We start from the raw sequence: 17,422 nt of genomic DNA, 5'->3' as shown, positions 1-17,422 counted from the left end.
ACCGTCGGTTTACAGCGTGAAGTCGTAGATGGAGCTGTCGAACGCGTTGTACGCCTCGTAGTCGAGCAGTTCGTAGAGGCGGGCGCGGGTCTGCATGTCGGCGACCGTCGGCTGCAGGGTGCCGTCGGCGACGAGGGTGTCGAGGCCGCGCTCGGCGGCTCCCATCGCGAGGCGCAGCAGGCTGACCGGGTAGATGACGATGCGCACCCCGGTGTCGGCCAGCTGCCGCGTGGTGAACAGTTCGCTCTTGCCGAACTCGGTCATGTTCGCGAGCACCGGAACGTCGACCGCGGCGCACATCGCCTCGAACTCGGCGAGGTCGCGCATCGCCTCGGGAAAGATCGCGTCTGCTCCGGCGTCGACGAGCGCCTTGGCGCGGTCGACCGCGGCATCCATCCCCTCGATGGCGCGGATGTCGGTGCGCGCCATGATCAGCAGGTTCGGGTCGCGGCGCGCGTCGGCGGCCGAGCGGATGCGCTTGATCGCGGTGTCTGCGTCGACCACGGCCTTGCCGTCGAGGTGTCCGCAGCGCTTGGGGTTGACCTGGTCCTCGATGTGGAGTCCCGCGACGCCGGCGTCCTCGAGCGCCTGCACGGTGCGGGCGACGTTCATCGGTTCGCCGAAGCCGGTGTCGGCGTCGACGATGCTGGGCAGGTCGGTCATGCGCGAGATCTGCTGCGCGCGCGTGGCGACCTCGGTGAGGGTGGTCAGGCCGATGTCGGGGAGGCCCAGGTCGGCCGAGATGACGGCGCCGGAGATGTAGACGCCCTCGAAGCCCTTGTCGCCGATGAGCTTCGCGCTCAGCGGGTTGAACGCGCCGGGAAAGCGCTGCAGCTCGCCGGTGGCGAGGGCGGCGCGCAGGGCCTGGCGCTTGTCGGCGGGGGTGACGGTGGAGTACAGCATCAGAAGAGTCCTCGTGGCGCGTCGGCCGGGTCGATGAGTCCGCCTCGCGCGGTGACCGTGAGGCCGCCGAGCTCGTCGGCGGTCAGCGCGGGGAGGCGCTGGACGAGGTCGAGAAAGCGTTCTGTCTCGGCGTCGTCGAGAACGTCGGCGGCCAGCATCCGGAATTTGTCGATGTATTGCTGGCGGGCGAAGGGACGTGCGCCGAGGGGGTGCGCGTCGGCGACGGCGATCTCGTCGACGATGCGGGTGCCGTCGGTGAGGAGGATCTCGACGCGTCCGCCGAACGCCTTCTCTGCCGGGTCGGTGGAGTGGTAGCGGCGGGTCCACTCGGCGTCCTCGGCGGTGGTGACGGAGCGCCACAGGGTGAGGGTGTCGAGGCGGGCGGCGCGCTCGGGGGCGTACGAGCGCTCGTGGTGCCACTCGCCGTCCTGGAAGGCGACGGTGAAGATGTACGGGATCGAGTGGTCGAGGGTCTCGCGGCTCGCGGTCGGGTCGTACTTCTGCGGGTCGTTGGCGCCGGATCCGATGACGTTGTGGGTGTGGTGCGAGGTGTGGATGACGACGCTCGCGATGCGCGTGCCGTCACGCAGCTCCGGGTGCTCGCCGTGCAGCTTGCGGGCGAGGTCGATGAGGGCCTGCGCCTGGTATTCGGCGGAGTGCTCCTTGGTGTAGCTGTCGAGGATGCCAAGCTTGGGCTCGCCCGCCGCGGGGAGTGACACCTGGTAGCGGGCATCCGGTCCGTCGAGGAGCCAGGCGATCACGCCGTCCTCTCCCTCGTAGATCGGGGTCGGGCTGGTCTGGCCGCGCATCGCCCGGTCGACGGCCTCGACCGCCATCTTGCCGGCGAAGGCGGGGGCGTGCGCCTTCCAGGTGGAGATCTCGCCCTTGCGGGACTGCCGGGTGGCGGTCGTGGTGTGCAGGGCCTGGCCGACGGCCTGGAAGATCGTCTCGACGTCGAGGTGCAGCAGGGTGCCGATGCCGGCGGCGGCGCTCGGGCCGAGGTGGGCGACGTGGTCGATCTTGTGCTTGTGCAGGCTGATGGCCTTGACCAGGTCGACCTGGATCTCGTAGCCGGTGGCGATGCCGCGAACCAGGTCGGCCCCGGTGCAGCCGGCGTGCTGGGCGACGGCGAGGATCGGCGGGATGTTGTCGCCGGGGTGCGAGTACTCGGCGGCGAGGAACGTGTCGTGGTAGTCGAGTTCGCGCACGGCGACCCCGTTGGCCCATGCCGCCCACTCGGGGCTGTAGCGGCCGGTCGCGCCGAAGACGGTGGCACCCGGCGCGTACGGGTGCGCCTCCGCCTGGGCGCGGGCTGCGACGACGGGGGCCCTGGTGAGGGATGCGACGGCGACGGCCGCGTTGTCGATGATGCGGTTGATCACCATGTCGACCACCTCGTCGGTGACCGCGACCGGGTCGGCGGCGACCTCCGCGATCTTCCATGCGAGTTGGTGTTCCCTGGCCAGATTCTCGTCGCTGCGGTGGACGCGTACCTCGATTGGCTGCACCCGCCCAGCCTAGGCCGTGCGTGCGGCGCGGCCCGGGGGGCCTGCCCCTGGCCGCTTCACGGCGTCTCCCCCAGCACGCTCCGCAGGGCGTCCATGTAGTCCTCGAACGCGCGCCGGCCGCGCTTGCTCAGTTCGAGGTAGGTGGCGGGCGAGCGCCCCTGGTGCGTCTTGGTCACGGTCACGTACTCCGCATCCTCGAGCTTGCGCAGGTGGGTGGAGAGGTTCCCGGCGGTCATGTCGAGCAGCTCCTGCAGTCGCGGGAACGCGATGCGGTCACCGACCGGGATGGCCGCAAGGCTGGCGGTGATGCGCAGCCGGGCGGCCGCGTGGATCACCGGGTCGAGTTCAGTCACGGCCGGTCACCGCGTTCGGCGGAGCTGGGCGATGGATGCCACGGCACCGGCGAGGAACGCCCCGCCACCGAGCACGGCCGTCACGAGGTTGTTGTGCGGGTACCCGAAGAACGGGGCGATGGATGCCACGACGAGCAGGGCGATACCGGTGACGAGCTGTGTCCTGTCCCGCCAGAGCGCGGCTCCCCCGAGGTAGAGCGTGCCGACCATGAGCCCGAATGCCGAGGGGAAATACACCGACGCCAGCTCTGGGCTGAGGCCGTTGTCGATCAAGCCGACGCCGAGCGCGGTGAATGCGGTGCCGCAGATCGACCAGGACAGCCCGTAGACCATTCCCTGGAAGTCGGAGGTACCGCGCACTCCGCGGTTGATGCGGATGCCGAAGACGACCGAGGCGACGATCGCTCCGAGGATGAGGATCGCGTAGCCCGGAATGGCGACGGCCCACGGCACCGTGAACCACGGGTTGCCATCCGGCCACGCCGACCAGAGGAGCAGAAAGCCGACCAGCCAGGCAATGCCCCAGATGCCGTAGAGCCACGGGACCGGGCCCATCATCTCGGAGTCCACGCGCTTCTGCTGGGCCGTGAGGAGCGCCATCGCCTCGGCGGCGTCGGGCGGGGTGTCGTCGTGGGTGCTGGCGCCGGAATCGGCGCCGGGGCGGGAAGAGTCGTGGGGCACATGGCCCGATGCGTTTGCTGGAGTCATACCTACTTTGTAACGCAAACCACTCTGCGGAGTCAATAGGTTTGTTCGACCCCGCGCCCCTACGCTCCCTATTCGAACCGCGCCACGAGCTCCCGCTTCAGCACCTTGCCGCTCGGGCCGAGCGGCAGCGCGTCGACCAGGTGCACGTAGCGCGGGTACTTGTACGACGCCACGTGCTCCCGCGTGAACGCCATCAGCTGCTGCGCCGTCGCGGTCGCGCCCGGCTTGAGCACGACGGCGGCCACGATCTCCTGCCCGTGGGTGTCGTGGGCGATGCCGAAGACCGCGCAGATCGAGACATCCGGATGCTTCGCCAACGCCTCCTCCACTTCGCGCGGGTACACGTTGTAGCCGTTGCGCAGGATCATGTCCTTCGTGCGGTCGACGATCGTGACGTAGCCGTCGGCATCGAGGGTGCCGAGGTCGCCGGTGCGGAACCAGCCGTCGACGATCGCCTTCGCCGTGTCGTCGGGGCGCCCGAGGTAGCCCTTCATGATGTTGTGACCGCGGATCAGGATCTCCCCGAGCTCGCCCAGCTCGAGCATCTCGACGGTCCCCTGCACGTTGGCGTTGCCGATCGCGATCTCGACGCCCCACAGCGCCTGGCCGACAGTGCCGGGGTGGGTGGGCCGCCCCACGTGGTTGAAGGTCGCCACCGGGCTGGTCTCGGTGAGCCCGTATCCCTCGTGGATCTCGGCGTCGAACTCGTCGCGGAACCGCTCGATCACCGCGACCGGGATCGCCGCCCCGCCGGAGATCGCGTACCGCAGCGCGGGCCGCTCGGGGTTGCGCGTCGCCGCGTCGAGCAGCGCGATGTACATCGTCGGCACCCCCATGAAGATCGTGCACCGCTGGTCGACCATGGTCTGCAGGGCGGAGTCGCCGTCGAACCGCGGCACCATCACCACGGTCGCCCCGGCGCGGAACGACGTGTTCATCGCGCAGGTCTGCCCGAAGGTGTGGAACAGGGGCAGGCAGCCGAGCACGCGATCCTCCGGGCGCAGGTCGAAGGTGCTCAGCAGCAGCACGTTGACCTGCTCGACCAGCGCGAGGTGGCATCCCTCCGCGCCCTTCGGCTGGCCGGTCGTTCCGCTCGTGTAGAGGATGGTGGCGGTGTCGAACGGGTCGCGCGGCACGTAGGTGTCGATCGGCTCGGCCGCGCGCGCCTCGTCTTCGAGGCGGGCGAACGGCAGCTCGCCTGTCCTGTCATCCGGAATCAGCACGCTCACCACGTCGACTCCGGCGAGCGCCGCACCCTTCGCGCCCTCGCCGAGCAGCGGCGCCGCGCAGACCAGCAGTGTCGCTCCGCTGTCGCGCAGCACGTACTCGATCTCCTCCGATTTCAGCAGCGCGTGGATGGGCACCACGACACCGCCGAGCGCGAGCACGGCGTAGTAGACCCGCGGAAAGTCGGCGACGTTGGGAATGAGCACCGCGACGGGATCGCCGGGGTGGATGCCGCGTGCCGCGAGCGCCCCGGCATACTCCCGGGATTGCCGCCACAGGTCGCGGTACGTCGTCTCCTCGTCGCCCACGACCACGGCGACCGTGTCCGCGAAGCGCGCGGCGCTCTCGGCGAGGATGGCGGCGACGGACATCGTGCTGAAGTGCGAGGTCATGGCGGTGGTGCCTCTCGGTCGTCGTTGACGCCCCGGTGTATCAGCACGCGTGCACGGGAACCCCCGCTGCTGCTCCGAAGCCGGCATGCGAATCCTACGTCGGCGACCGCTGGCCGCGCAGGATGCCGCGGCCGGCGCGACGTACGATGGAGGGCTGATGACTTCTCTCGACACACCTACCGGCGCGAACGCGGCGAACGGCGCGCCGCCGATGGTGATCCACTATCCCGAAGAGCTGCCGGTCAGCCAGATGCGCGGCGAGATCGCCGACGTCATCCGCGACAACCAGGTCGTCATCGTCGCCGGCGAGACCGGGTCGGGCAAGACCACCCAGCTGCCGAAGATCCTGCTCGAACTCGGCCGGCAGAGCATCGGGCACACGCAGCCCCGCCGCATCGCCGCGCGCACCATCGCCGAGCGCATCGCCGAGGAGCTGGGCGAGGAGGTCGGCGGGCTCGTCGGCTACCAGGTGCGCTTCACCGACCGGGTCGGCCAGCACACCAAGGTCAAGCTGATGACCGACGGCATCCTGCTCAACGAGATCCACCGCGACCGCACGCTCAAGAAGTACGACGCGATCATCATCGACGAGGCGCACGAGCGCAGCCTCACCATCGACTTCCTGCTCGGCTACCTCAAGCAACTGCTCCCCCGCCGCCCCGACCTCAAGGTCATCATCACCTCGGCGACCATCGACCCCGAGAGCTTCTCGAAGCACTTCGACGGCGCCCCGATCGTGTCCGTCTCCGGTCGCACGTTCCCGGTCGAGGTGCGGTATCGCCCACTGGTGCCCGATGCGGTCGAGGTGGATGCCGCATCCGCCGCGCCCGCCGAGGTGGAACCCGACCTCGACCCCATCGACGGCATCAACGCGGCCCTCGACGAGCTGGCCCGCGAGTCGAGCGGCGACGTGCTGGTGTTCCTCAGCGGCGAGAACGAGATCCGCGACGCCGAAGAAGCCATTCGGGGCCGCAACCTGCCCGGCACCGAGGTGCTCCCCCTGTACGGCCGGCTGAGCGCCGCCGACCAGCACAAGGTGTTCCGCCCGTCCACCGGCGGGGGCGTGCGGCGCCGTATCGTGCTGGCGACGAACGTGGCCGAGACGAGTCTCACCGTGCCCGGCATCCGGTACGTCATCGATGCCGGAATGGCCCGTATCTCGCGGTACAGCGTGCGCTCGAAGGTGCAGCGACTGCCGATCGAGGCCATCTCGCAGGCGTCGGCCATGCAGCGCTCCGGGCGGTCCGGCCGCACCAGCGACGGTATCGCGATCCGCCTGTACTCCGAGCTCGACCTTCAGAAGCGCCCGGAGTACACCGAGCCCGAGATCCTGCGCACCAACCTCGCGGCCGTGATCCTGCAGATGATCTCGCTCGGGCTCGGCGACATCGCGGCGTTCCCGTTCCTGCAGCCGCCGGACTCCCGCGGCATCAAGGACGGCCTCGACCTGCTCAGCGAGCTCGGCGCCGTGCGCCTGCCCAAGGGCGCTGGCACGAAGACCGGGCCGAGCAGCGCCGCCGGCGCCACCCACGAGATCACCGCGATCGGCAAGCAGCTCGCCCAGCTGCCCATCGACCCGCGCCTCGCCCGCATGGTCATCGAGTCGAAGAAGCACGGCACCACCCGCGAGGTGATGGCCATCGTCGCAGCTCTGAGCATCCAGGATCCCCGCGAGCGCCCCCTCGAGAAGCGCGCGCAGGCCGACCAGCAGCACGCGCGCTTCACCGACCCGACGAGCGACTTCCTCACCCTGCTGAACCTCTGGAACTACACGAAGGAGAAGGAGCGCGAGCTCTCCTCCAGCGCGTTCCGGCGCCTGTGCAAGGCCGAGTACCTCAACTTCCTTCGCATTCGTGAATGGGGCGACGTCTACCGGCAGCTGCAGCGCATGGCCAAGCCGCTCGGGCTCACCATCGGCGAGGAGAGCGTCAACCCCGCCGGCATCCACAAGTCGCTGCTCGCCGGCCTGCTCAGCCAGATCGGCATCAAGGACGTGCAGAAGAAGGACTACATCGGTGCCCGCCAGGTGCGGTTCCTGATCTTCCCCGGCTCCGCCCTGGCGAAGAAGCAGCCGGATGCCGTCATGAGCTCCGAACTAGTCGAGACCAGCCGTCTCTTCGCTCGCGTCAACGCCGCCATCGATCCGGCGTGGGCCGAGTCCCTCGCGGGCGACCTCGTCAAGCGCAGCTACAGCGAGCCGCACTGGGAGAAGAAGCAGGGCGCCGTGGTCGCCCACGAGCGGGTGACCCTCTACGGGGTGCCGCTCGTGCAGCGTCGTCCCGTGCAGTTCTCCCGCGTCGATCCGGCGTACGCCCGCGAGCTGTTCATCAGGCACGCACTCGTCGAGGGCGACTGGGATCTCTCGCGCACCGACCAGCGCCTCTCGGCGTTCGAGCGGGCGAACAAGAAGCTGCGCAAGGAGCTCACCGAGCTCGAGGAACGCACCCGACGCCGCGACATCCTCGTCGACGACGAGGCGGTGTTCGAGTTCTACCACCGGCGCCTGCCCGCCACCGTGTTCTCGGCCCGCTCGTTCGAGACCTGGTGGCGCAAGGCGCGCGTCGACACCCCCGACCTGCTCACCATGACCGCCGAGAACCTCGTCGACGAGCCAGATGAGACGCGCGTCGACGAGAACGCCTTCCCCAGCACCTGGCAGCAGGGCGACCAGAAGCTCAAGGTCAAGTACCGCTTCGAACCGGGAGCCGACGACGACGGGGTCACCGTCATGGTGCCGCTCGCCCTGCTCGCCCGGCTCTCGCCCGCCGGCTTCGACTGGCAGGTGCCGGGCCTCCGCGAAGAGCTCGTGACGGCGCTGATCAAGAGCCTGCCGAAGGCGATCCGCCGCAACGTCGTACCGGCCGCCGACTGGTCGAGGCGCCTGCTCGAGGGCGCGGCGGGCGTGCCGCTCGAGGAGCTCGAGGAGACGTCGATCACGGCGTACCTCGCCGAGGTCATCCGCCGCAAGACGCACACCCCGGTCGACGTCGACGACTTCGACACCGAGCGGCTTCCCCCGCACCTGCGCATCACCTTCGCCGTCATCGACGACAACGGTCGCCAGGTCGCCCACGCCAAGGACCTCGAGTCCCTGCAGCACAAGCTCAAGACCCGCGCCCGCGAAACCGTCGCCAAGGTCATGCAGCGCACACCGCACTCCCTCGAGCGCGCCGGCCTGACGACGTGGGACTTCGACGAGCTGCCGAAACTCGTCGACACCCGGCAGGCCGGCAGCGTCATCCGCGGGTTCCCGACCCTCGTCGACGATGGCGCGAGCGTGTCGATCCGGGTGATGAGCACGCCCGCGGACCAGGCGCTGGCCATGCCCGGCGGCATCCGTCGCCTTCTCCTCCTCACCGTGCCGTCGCCGCTCTCCTGGGTGCGCGACCACCTGAGCCAGAAGGAGAAGCTCACCCTCGCGGCGAGCCCGTACCAGAACGTGCAGGCGCTGTTCGATGACTGCCTGGTGGCGGTGATGGATGCCGCGTTGCGCGAGCACCACCCCGACGGCCTCATCTGGACCCGCGACGACTTCGAAGCCGCCCGCACCCGCATCTCGGCCGGCCTCATCGATTCGCTCTACGCCGTCGTCACCACCGTGACCGCGACCATCGCGGGCAGCCGTGACGTCGAACGCGCCATCAGCCAGGCGACGAGCATGACCCTGCTGCCCGCGCTCTCCGACGTGCGCACCCAGCTCGCGGGGCTCATCTACCCCGGTTTCGTGTCTCGCACCGGCGTCGCCCAGCTGCAGCACCTTCCGCGGTACCTCAGAGCGATCGTCGCGCGGCTCGAGCGGCTGCCCACCGCCGTCGCGCAAGATCGCGTCGCCCAGAACGAGGTGGCCACGGCATTTGCGAAGTTCGCGGCAGCGGGAGGCACCGTGCCGCTTCCCGGCGACGCCCCGGCACGCCTGGTGCGGGTGCGCTGGCTGCTCGAGGAGCTGCGGGTGAGCCTGTTCGCACAACAATTGCGCACCGCGGAACCGGTGAGCGTGCAACGCATTACCAAGGCGCTCGCCGCCGATGCCGCGTTAGCCTGAGCCATGCGCCCGACCGTCAAGGATGTAGCCGCGACGGCGCGCGTGTCACCCAAGACCGTGTCGAACGTGATCAACGGCATCGTGTTCGTGCGCCCGGACACCCGCGACCGGGTCGAGCGGGCGATCGCCGAACTGGGCTACGTGCCCAACCTCAGCGCCCGCGGCCTGCGCAACGGACGCACCGGCGTGATCGGCCTCGCGATGCCCGACCTCAGCACGCCGTACTCGGCCGAGATGTCGCACCACTTCGTCGAGGTCGCCCACGAGCAGGGCTGGGGTATCCAGTTCGCCGAGACCCTGCGTGAGCCGGCGCGTGCCTCGACACTGCTCGCGCGCGCCCGGCAGCGCCTGGTCGACGGCGTCATCCTCAACCCGACGACCCTCGAAGAGAGTGCGATCGCGCTCGACCCGACGAGGCCACCGCTGGTGATGATCGGTGAGGTGCAGCAGCGCGCGGTCGACCAGATCTGGGTCGACAGCGTCGCCGCAGCACATGACATGACAGCCCACCTGCTGGGCCTCGGGCACCGCCGCATCGGCATCGTCGGCTGCGCAGGCGACGGGTTCAACTCCGAGACCGCCCGGCTGCGGCTGGCCGGGTACCACCGCGCGCTGGCCGAGGCCGGCATCGCACCGGATCGCCGCATCGAACTCGCCTGCGCCACGTGGACGCCCGGGGATGCCGCGGCCGCCGTCACCGCCTTCCTCGCCGAGTGCGACCCGCCCGACGCGTTCTTCTGCTTCACCGACTCGATGGCGATCGGCACCCTGAGCGCCCTGTGGGCGGCGGGAATCCGGGTGCCAGACGACGTCTCGGTCGCCGGGTTCGACGACATCGCCGACGGCCAGTTCGCGACTCCGCCGCTCACCACGGTGTCGTTCGACAAACGCTACTTCGCCGAGCAGACCCTGGCGCGGCTGGTGGCGCGGATGTCGGATGCGTCGGCGCCCGTCACCCGCGTGACCGTGCCGCACGCGATCGTGTCGCGCGCGAGCGCGATTCGCCGGTAGACGCGGGGGCCGTGGCATCCACTCGACCGTTTCATGGTTGCGCTCCAATTACATCGATGTAACGATCGTGGTATTCACAAAGGAGTGAGGCATGAACGAACGACGTATTCCCGTAGGGCCGGGCGGCATTTTCACCCGGAGGACGGCCATCACCGGAACCCTCGCCGCAGTCGGCGCAGCGTGGATCGCAACCGGACTGACCGGGTGCTCGGTCAGCGGTGCCGCGGCCGGCGTCACCCCGCTCGCGTTCTGGCACCTGCTGAGCGGCGGAGACGGCATCCGCATGTCGGAGCTGGTCGACCGCGCGAACGAGGGCAACCCCGATTTCCAGGCCAAGCAGACCGTGCTCACCTGGGGCGCCCCGTACTACACGAAGCTCGCGATGGCCTCGGCCGGCGGGCGGGCACCCGACGTCGCGATCATGCACGCGTCGCGCGTTCCCGGCTACGCGCCCGGCGGCCTGCTCGACCCGTGGGACACCGACCTGCTCGCCGAATTCGACGTCGGCGAGGCGGATTTTCCCGAGATCGTCTGGGAGAAGGGCTTCTTCGGCGACAACCTGTACTCGATCGCCCTCGACGTGCACCCGTTCATCCTGATGTACGACAAGGACATGGCCGCCGAGGCCGGCATCCTCGGGCCCGATGACCGGCTCATCGAGATGACCTCCCCCGAGCAGTTCCTCGAGGCAGGCCGCGCGATGCAGCAGGTCACGGGCGTGCACGGGGTGTCGTTCGGCTACCTCAACGACGGCGCCCAGCTGTGGCGGCTGTGGTACACGTTCTACCTGCAGATGGGCGGCTCGATCGACCTGCCGGAGGGTGGGGTGATGGAGATCGACGAGGATCTCGCGGTCGCGGCGTTCGAGTTCATCAAGCAGATCCTCGACGATGAGATCGCGACCTCCCAGGGCGACTACGCCACCGCGGTCGCCGAGTTCGCGGGCGGTAACTCCGGCATGTTCTTCACCGGGGTATGGGAACTCCCCACCGCACAGAACGCCGAGATCAACGTCGGGGCGATGCCGATCCCCACCCTGTTCGGCACCCCGGCCGCCTACGCGGACTCGCACTCGTTCGTGCTCCCCCACCAGGACAACCCAGACGAGCAGGCCAGGCGCGACGTCTACAAGTTCGTGAGCGACATCCTCAAGAGCTCGGTCGACTGGGCGGGGGCCGGGCACGTGCCCACCTACCTGCCGGTCACCGAGGATCCGGTGTTCGCCACCCTCGACCCGCAGTCGGAGTACGTGGACATCACCGAGATCGTGAACTACGACCCGGTGGCCTGGTTCACCGGCTCCGGTTCCGACTTTCAGAACGTCTTCGGGCAGAACCTCCAGCCCGTGCTGCTGAGCGGCGCCGATCCCCTTCAGGGCATCCAGGCGTTCCGGCGCGATATCGACACCCTGCTCTCGAAGCCCAGCCCGGTCTGACCCGGAGGAGATCTCAATGACGACATCTACCGTGAGCGCCCGGGCGGTTCCCACCGCTGGCCCCGCCACCCGCACCGACACCAGCGGCCCCGCCAGGCGCCGCCGCAGCACCAACCTCACCGCCTACGCGTTCATGGCACCGTTCCTGGTGTTCTTCCTGCTGTTCCTCATCTGGCCGGTCATCCACGGCGTGTACCTCAGCATGACCGACCAGTCCCTCACCGGCGCGGGAGGCAACTTCATCGGGCTGGCGAACTACGCCGAGGCGTTCGCTGACCCGCGCATGTGGAGCTCCATCCTCAACACGCTGTGGTTCACCCTGCTCTCCACCGTGCCCCTGGTAGTCGTGGCGCTCGGCATGGCGCTGCTCGTGCAGATGGGTCTCCCCGCACAGTGGCTGTGGCGGCTGAGCTTCTTCGCGCCGTTCCTGCTCGCCTCCACGGTCATGTCGCTCATCTGGGCGTGGCTGTTCAACCCGTCACTCGGGCTCATCAACTCGATCCTCGGCTCCGTCGGCATCGCTCCGGTGGCGTGGCTGCAGGATCCGAACGTGTCGATGATCGCCATCGTGATCGCCACGGTGTGGTGGACGGTCGGCTTCAACTTCCTGCTCTACCTGGCCGCGCTGCAGAACATCCCCGACCAGCAGTACGAGGCCGCGGCGCTCGACGGTGCAGGCAAGTGGCGACAGCTGTTCTCCATCACGATCCCCCAGCTGAAGCAGACCACCATCCTGATCCTGATCCTTCAGGTGCTGGCGTCGCTCAAGGTGTTCGACCAGATCTACCAGATGCTCCAGCAGGCCATCACGCCGTCGACCAGGTCGGCCGTGATCTACATCTTCGAGACGGGCTTCACCGGCTACCGCTTCGGATACTCCTCGGCGATCTCCTACATCTTCTTCGCCCTGATCATCATCGTCGCGCTCGTGCAGATGCGGGTAACTTCACGAAAGGGCAAGTGACATGACCGACGTCATCGAGAAGCCGCAGCTCGCCGACCCCCGCCCCACCAAGGGGCCGGGCCACCTTCCGGGCGAGAAGCCGTTCAGCGGGGGGCGCATCATCGCGTTCGCCATCCTGGTGGTGCTGGCCATCGGCTGGCTGCTGCCATTCGCCTGGGCCATTGCGACGAGCCTGAAGACCGAGACGGATGCCGCGAGCTCCTCGTCGTGGATCCCCGAGAACGGATTCACCCTCGGCGCCTACGCGCAGGTGCTCGCCGAGGGCAACATCCCGCAGTGGACCATCAACAGCTTCATCACCTCGGCGATCATCACATTCCTGACGGTCGCGACGAGCGCCCTCGCGGCCTACGCGCTGTCGCGGCTCAGCTTCGCGGGCCGCAAGTTCTGGTACGCCGCGATCGTCGCGGCGATCATCATCCCGCCGCAGGTACTCATCATCCCGCTGTTCTACCAGGCCCTCGCCTTCGGCCTCGTCGACACCTTCGCCGGGCTGATCCTGCCGCAGGTGGTCGCCCCCGCCATGGTCTTCATCCTCGCGAAGTTCTTCGACCAGGTACCCATCGAGCTCGAGGAGGCGGCGCGGGTCGACGGCGCCAGCCGCCTGCGCGTGTTCTGGTCGATCGTGCTTCCGCTGTCGCGCCCGATCCTCGCCGCGGTGTCGATCTTCGTGTTCATCGGCGCGTGGAACAACTTCCTGTGGCCGTTCCTCGTGATCAACAACACCGAGCTGATGACCCTGCCGGTCGGACTGCAGACCGTGCAGAGCGCGTTCGGCGTGCAGTACGCGCAGGACATGGCGGCAGCCATGCTCGCCGCATCGCCGCTGATCATCGTGTTCCTGTTCTTCCAGCGCCAGATCATCAAGGGCATCTCGACGACCGGGCTCGGCGGCACCTGAGTAGTGGCGGCTGCCGCCGCATCCATCGCCCTTTTTTCTCGCCGCCTTCTTTCTCGCCGCCTTCTTTCTCGCCCCTGCACCCCTTCGACAGGAGAGCTATGTCCACCGCCAGGATCACCATCGCCCGCGACTTCACCATCGGAGAGGTGACGCGGCGCCTGTTCGGCTCGTTCGTCGAGCACATGGGGCGCTGCGTCTACACCGGCATCTACGAGCCGGGCCACCCCGAGGCCGACGAGAACGGGTTCAGGCGCGACGTGCTCGCGCTCACGAAGGAGCTCGGGGCGACCGTCATCCGGTACCCCGGCGGCAACTTCGTCTCCGGCTACAACTGGGAGGACGGGCTGGGACCAGCCGAGAACCGTCGCCGCCGCCTCGACGGCGCGTGGCACACCGTCGAGAGCAACGAGTTCGGGCTGCACGAATTCGTGAATTGGTCGAAGCTCGCGGGAACCGAGGTGATGGAGGCGGTCAACCTCGGCACGCGCGGCGTGAACGCCGCCCGCGAGCTGGTCGAGTACGCGAACCACCCCGGCGGCACCTACCTCTCGGACCTGCGCCGGGCCAACGGCGCCGAGGAGCCGTTCGACATCAAACTGTGGTGCCTGGGCAACGAGCTCGACGGTCCGTGGCAGATCGGGCACAAGACCGCCGACGAGTACGGACGCCTGGCACAGGAGGCCGCCAAGGCCATGAAGTTCGTCGACCCGAGCATCGAAGTGGTCGCGGTGGGCAGCTCGAACTCGGGCATGCCGACCTTCGGCGCGTGGGAGCACACCGTGCTGTCGCACGCCTACGACGAGGTCGACTACGTGTCGATGCACGCCTACTACCAGGAGCACGACGGTGACGCGAAGAGCTTCCTCGCTACGGCGGTCGACACCGACTACTTCATCGAGTCGGTCATCTCCACCGTCGACGCCGTGCGCGCCAAGGGCAAGCACAAGAAGTTCGTCGACCTCTCGTTCGACGAGTGGAATGTCTGGTACCAGACCGGGCTCGACAGCGACGACCAGCCGCACAATGTGAGCAAGGAGTGGAAGCAGCATCCACGCCTCATTGAAGACGAGTACAACGTCACCGACGCGATCGTGGTCGGAACGCTGCTGAACTCGCTCCTGCGGCACGGCGACCGGGTGAAGATCGCGAACCAGGCGCAGCTCGTGAACGTGATCGCACCGATTCGCAGCGAGGAGAACGGGCCGGCCTGGCGGCAGTCGATCTTCTGGCCGTTCGCGCGCATGGCGGAGCTCGCCCGCGGGCAGATCCTGCGCACGGCGGTCACCAGTGACCGCTACGAGACGGCCAAGTTCGGCGACGCCGACCTCGTCGACGTGAGCGCGACCTGGGATGAGGAGCGCGGGCGGGTCGCCCTGTTCCTTGCCAACCGCGGCCTCGAGGAGGCATCCGAGGTCGAGGTGCTGCTGCACGGCTTCACCGGCGGGCGCGTCACGCGCGCCGAGGTGCTGCAGGTGCCGGAGGGCGGCGACCGATTCAGCTCGAACGTCGAGCAGCACCAGGACCTGGTCGGACTCGTGCCCCTCGACGGCGTCGCGGTCGACGGGTCGCGCGCGACGCTGACCCTCCCCGCGCTCTCCTGGGCGGTCGTCGAGCTCGAGGTCACCCCGGCCTGACGTTGCTTTCATCATTCGGGAGTTGGTGTCGGTGATGTTTCAGCATTCAGGAGTGACCGGCATCCGGGCGGGTTTCCGGGCCCTGCGCGGCTTTCATCATTCAGGAGTGACTGCCGGGATGTCGTCGATATTCAGGAGTACAGGGCGAAAATGAGCGGTGGATGCTGCATCCGCCCATTATTTCGGCCACCGCTGCAATTCCGGGCCCCAGACCTCCTGAATGATGAAACCGGCCGGCGCGGGTGCGGTACCCGTGCCGACCCCCACCACTCCTGAATAATGAAAGCCGCACCCCCGGCACGCAGCCACCCCGCACGCCCGGCCTGCAGCCACCCCGCACCCCGCGGCACGCAGCTACCCCGCACCCCCGGCACGCAGCTACCGCGCATCCCCGGCACGACGCCGCGCGGGATTGGTGCGACACTCGGAGCATGGACACCGCCGTCATCGTCGACGCCATGCGCACCCCGTCTGGGCGGGGCAAGCCCGGCGGCCAACTCTCGCACCTGCACCCCGTCGAACTGCTCGCGCACACCCTGCGTGCCCTGGTCGACCGCACCGGTATCGACCCCGGCGCCATCGACGACGTGATCGGTGGATGCCTCTCCCAGGTAGGCCGCCAGTCGGTGAACATCACCCGCAACGCCGTGCTCGCGGCCGGCTTTCCCGACACGGTGCCGGGTACGACCGTCGACCGGCAGTGCGGGTCGAGCCAGCAGGCAACCGCGTTCGCCGCGCAGGGAGTGATGGCCGGCGCCTACGACGTGGTGATCGCGTGCGGCGTCGAGTCGATGAGCCAGAACCCGATCAATTCGGCGACGCTCGGGCTCGATCCGTTCGGCCCGTCGATCGGCGAACGCTATCCCGGCGGACTCGTCGGCCAGGGCATCTCGGCCGAGCTGATCGCCGCGCGGTGGGGCCTCGACCGCAGCACTCTCGACGAGTACGCCGCACGCTCGCACCGGCTCGCCGCGGCATCCACCCACTCCGCCGACATCGTCGCGGTCGGCGACGCGACCACCGATGAGACCATCCGCCCCGGCACGACCGTCGAGGGGCTGGCCGGGCTCGCGCCGGCCTTTCGCGACGACGCCATGGCGGCACGGTTCCCCGAGATCGACTGGCGCATCACCGCGGGCAATTCCTCGCCGCTCACCGACGGCGCCTCCGCCGTGCTCATCATGAGCGAGCGCCGCGCGACCGAGCTGGGCCTCACCCCGCGCGCCCGATTCCACTCGTTCGCGGTCACCGGATCCGACCCGATCGAGATGCTTACCGGCGTGATTCCCGTCACCCGCCGCATCCTCGACCGCACGGGCCTCGGCATCGACGACATCGACAGCTACGAGGTCAACGAAGCATTCGCGTGCGTGCCGCTCGCCTGGCAGCACGAGTTCGGCTCCGACCCGGAGCGGCTGAACCCGCGCGGCGGTGCGATCGCCCTCGGGCACCCGCTCGGGTCATCCGGAACGCGCCTGCTCACGACGCTGCTCGGCACCCTCGAGCAGACCGGTGGACGCTACGGCCTGCAGACCATGTGCGAGGGCGGCGGCATGGCCAACGCCACCATCATCGAGAGGCTCTGACGTGCAGCTCGCGGGCACCGTCGCCCTCGTGACCGGAGGCGCATCCGGCCTCGGGCTCGCCACCGCCATCACCCTGCGCGCCGCGGGCGCGACCGTCGTCATCGTCGACCTGCCGGGGTCCGGCGGCGAGGCGATCGCGCGCGAACACGACCTGGTCTTCACGGCTGCAGACGTGGTGGATGCCGCGCAGCTCGCCACCGCGATCGACACCGCCACCGCGCTGGGCCCCCTCCGCACCGTGGTCTGCTGCGCGGGAATCGCCCCCGTCGGCAAGGTGGTCGGCAGGAACGGCCCCCTCCCCCTCGAAGACTTCGACCGCGTCATCCGTGTCAACCTCAGCGGCACGTTCAACACGGTGCGACTCGCGGCGGCGGCGATGCAGCCGCTCGAGCCGGTCGGCGAGGAGCGCGGGGTGATCGTGATGACCGCGTCGGTCGCGGCCTTCGATGGGCAGGTCGGGCAACCGGCCTACGCGGCATCGAAGGCGGGGGTCGCCGGCATGACCTTGCCGGTCGCCCGCGAGCTGGCCGCACACCGGATCCGCGTGATGACCATCGCCCCCGGCACCTTCGAGACACCGATGCTGGCGGCCCTGCCGGACGCGGCCCGGGCGTCGCTGGCCGGGCAGGCGCCGCATCCATCCCGGCTCGGCAAGCCGGCGGAGTTCGCGGCCCTGGTCGAGCACATCGTGCGGAACCCGATGCTCAATGGCGAAACCATCCGCCTCGACGGGGCGATCAGGATGGCGCCGCGCTGAG

At 69.0% G+C, this 17,422-nt stretch carries 13 protein-coding genes; 8 read left to right on the top strand and 5 right to left on the bottom strand.

Annotation, left to right across the window (positions count from 1 at the left end; genetic code table 11):
* Nucleotides 1–9 precede the first annotated feature (9 nt).
* From prpB to G5S38_RS04500, 5 genes are all read right to left on the bottom strand, one after another.
* Nucleotides 10–903 carry a methylisocitrate lyase gene (gene prpB, locus G5S38_RS04520; RefSeq protein WP_165064934.1) on the bottom strand — a complete coding sequence of 298 codons (894 nt, stop codon included), beginning with the start codon at nt 901–903 and terminating at the stop codon, nt 10–12.
* Nucleotides 903–2,411 (bottom strand): MmgE/PrpD family protein, encoded by a 1,509-nt coding sequence (locus G5S38_RS04515; protein ID WP_165064929.1) that lies wholly within the window; start codon nt 2,409–2,411, stop codon nt 903–905. The genes prpB and G5S38_RS04515 overlap by 1 nt, the downstream gene beginning before the upstream one ends.
* A gap of 56 nt (nt 2,412–2,467) precedes the next feature.
* On the bottom strand, nt 2,468–2,764 hold the full coding sequence (locus tag G5S38_RS04510) for a transcriptional regulator (protein WP_165064926.1): 297 nt from the start codon (nt 2,762–2,764) through the stop codon (nt 2,468–2,470).
* A 6-nt stretch (nt 2,765–2,770) separates the two neighbouring features.
* A complete protein-coding gene (locus tag G5S38_RS04505; RefSeq protein ID WP_165064923.1) occupies nt 2,771–3,472 on the bottom strand; it encodes a hypothetical protein in 702 nt (233 codons plus the stop codon).
* Nucleotides 3,473–3,540: 68 nt separating this feature from the next.
* Nucleotides 3,541–5,091 carry a long-chain-fatty-acid--CoA ligase gene (locus G5S38_RS04500; protein WP_165064920.1) on the bottom strand — a complete coding sequence of 517 codons (1,551 nt, stop codon included), beginning with the start codon at nt 5,089–5,091 and terminating at the stop codon, nt 3,541–3,543.
* 157 nt (nt 5,092–5,248) lie between these two features.
* Between G5S38_RS04500 and hrpA the strand changes: the two genes are divergently transcribed.
* The 8 genes from hrpA (at nt 5,249) to G5S38_RS04460 (ending at nt 17,421) form a co-directional block, all read left to right on the top strand.
* A complete protein-coding gene (hrpA, locus tag G5S38_RS04495) occupies nt 5,249–9,133 on the top strand; it encodes an ATP-dependent RNA helicase HrpA (protein ID WP_165064917.1) in 3,885 nt (1,294 codons plus the stop codon).
* 3 nt (nt 9,134–9,136) lie between these two features.
* Nucleotides 9,137–10,144: a LacI family DNA-binding transcriptional regulator gene (locus G5S38_RS04490; RefSeq protein WP_165064914.1), complete on the top strand. Its 1,008-nt coding sequence runs from the start codon at nt 9,137–9,139 to the stop codon at nt 10,142–10,144.
* A gap of 91 nt (nt 10,145–10,235) precedes the next feature.
* On the top strand, nt 10,236–11,579 hold the full coding sequence (locus G5S38_RS04485; protein WP_165064911.1) for an extracellular solute-binding protein: 1,344 nt from the start codon (nt 10,236–10,238) through the stop codon (nt 11,577–11,579).
* 16 nt (nt 11,580–11,595) lie between these two features.
* Nucleotides 11,596–12,543 (top strand): carbohydrate ABC transporter permease, encoded by a 948-nt coding sequence (locus tag G5S38_RS04480; protein ID WP_165064908.1) that lies wholly within the window; start codon nt 11,596–11,598, stop codon nt 12,541–12,543.
* A 1-nt stretch (nt 12,544) separates the two neighbouring features.
* Complete coding sequence (locus tag G5S38_RS04475; protein ID WP_165064905.1) at nt 12,545–13,444, top strand: carbohydrate ABC transporter permease; 900 nt, start codon at nt 12,545–12,547, stop codon at nt 13,442–13,444.
* Nucleotides 13,445–13,542: 98 nt separating this feature from the next.
* Entirely contained in the window at nt 13,543–15,078 is a 1,536-nt protein-coding gene (gene arfA / locus G5S38_RS04470; RefSeq protein ID WP_165064902.1) for an arabinosylfuranosidase ArfA, read from the top strand.
* A 431-nt stretch (nt 15,079–15,509) separates the two neighbouring features.
* Nucleotides 15,510–16,664, top strand: a complete 1,155-nt coding sequence (locus G5S38_RS04465) for a thiolase family protein (protein WP_165064899.1) — start codon at nt 15,510–15,512, stop codon at nt 16,662–16,664.
* Between the two features lies 1 nt (nt 16,665).
* Nucleotides 16,666–17,421: an SDR family NAD(P)-dependent oxidoreductase gene (locus tag G5S38_RS04460; RefSeq protein ID WP_165064896.1), complete on the top strand. Its 756-nt coding sequence runs from the start codon at nt 16,666–16,668 to the stop codon at nt 17,419–17,421.
* The last annotated feature ends 1 nt before the right edge of the window (nt 17,422 follow it).

It is taken from the genome of Marisediminicola senii (genome assembly GCF_011057645.1).
GTDB lineage: Bacteria > Actinomycetota > Actinomycetes > Actinomycetales > Microbacteriaceae > Marisediminicola > Marisediminicola senii.
This window is presented reverse-complemented; position numbering and strand designations above follow the sequence as displayed.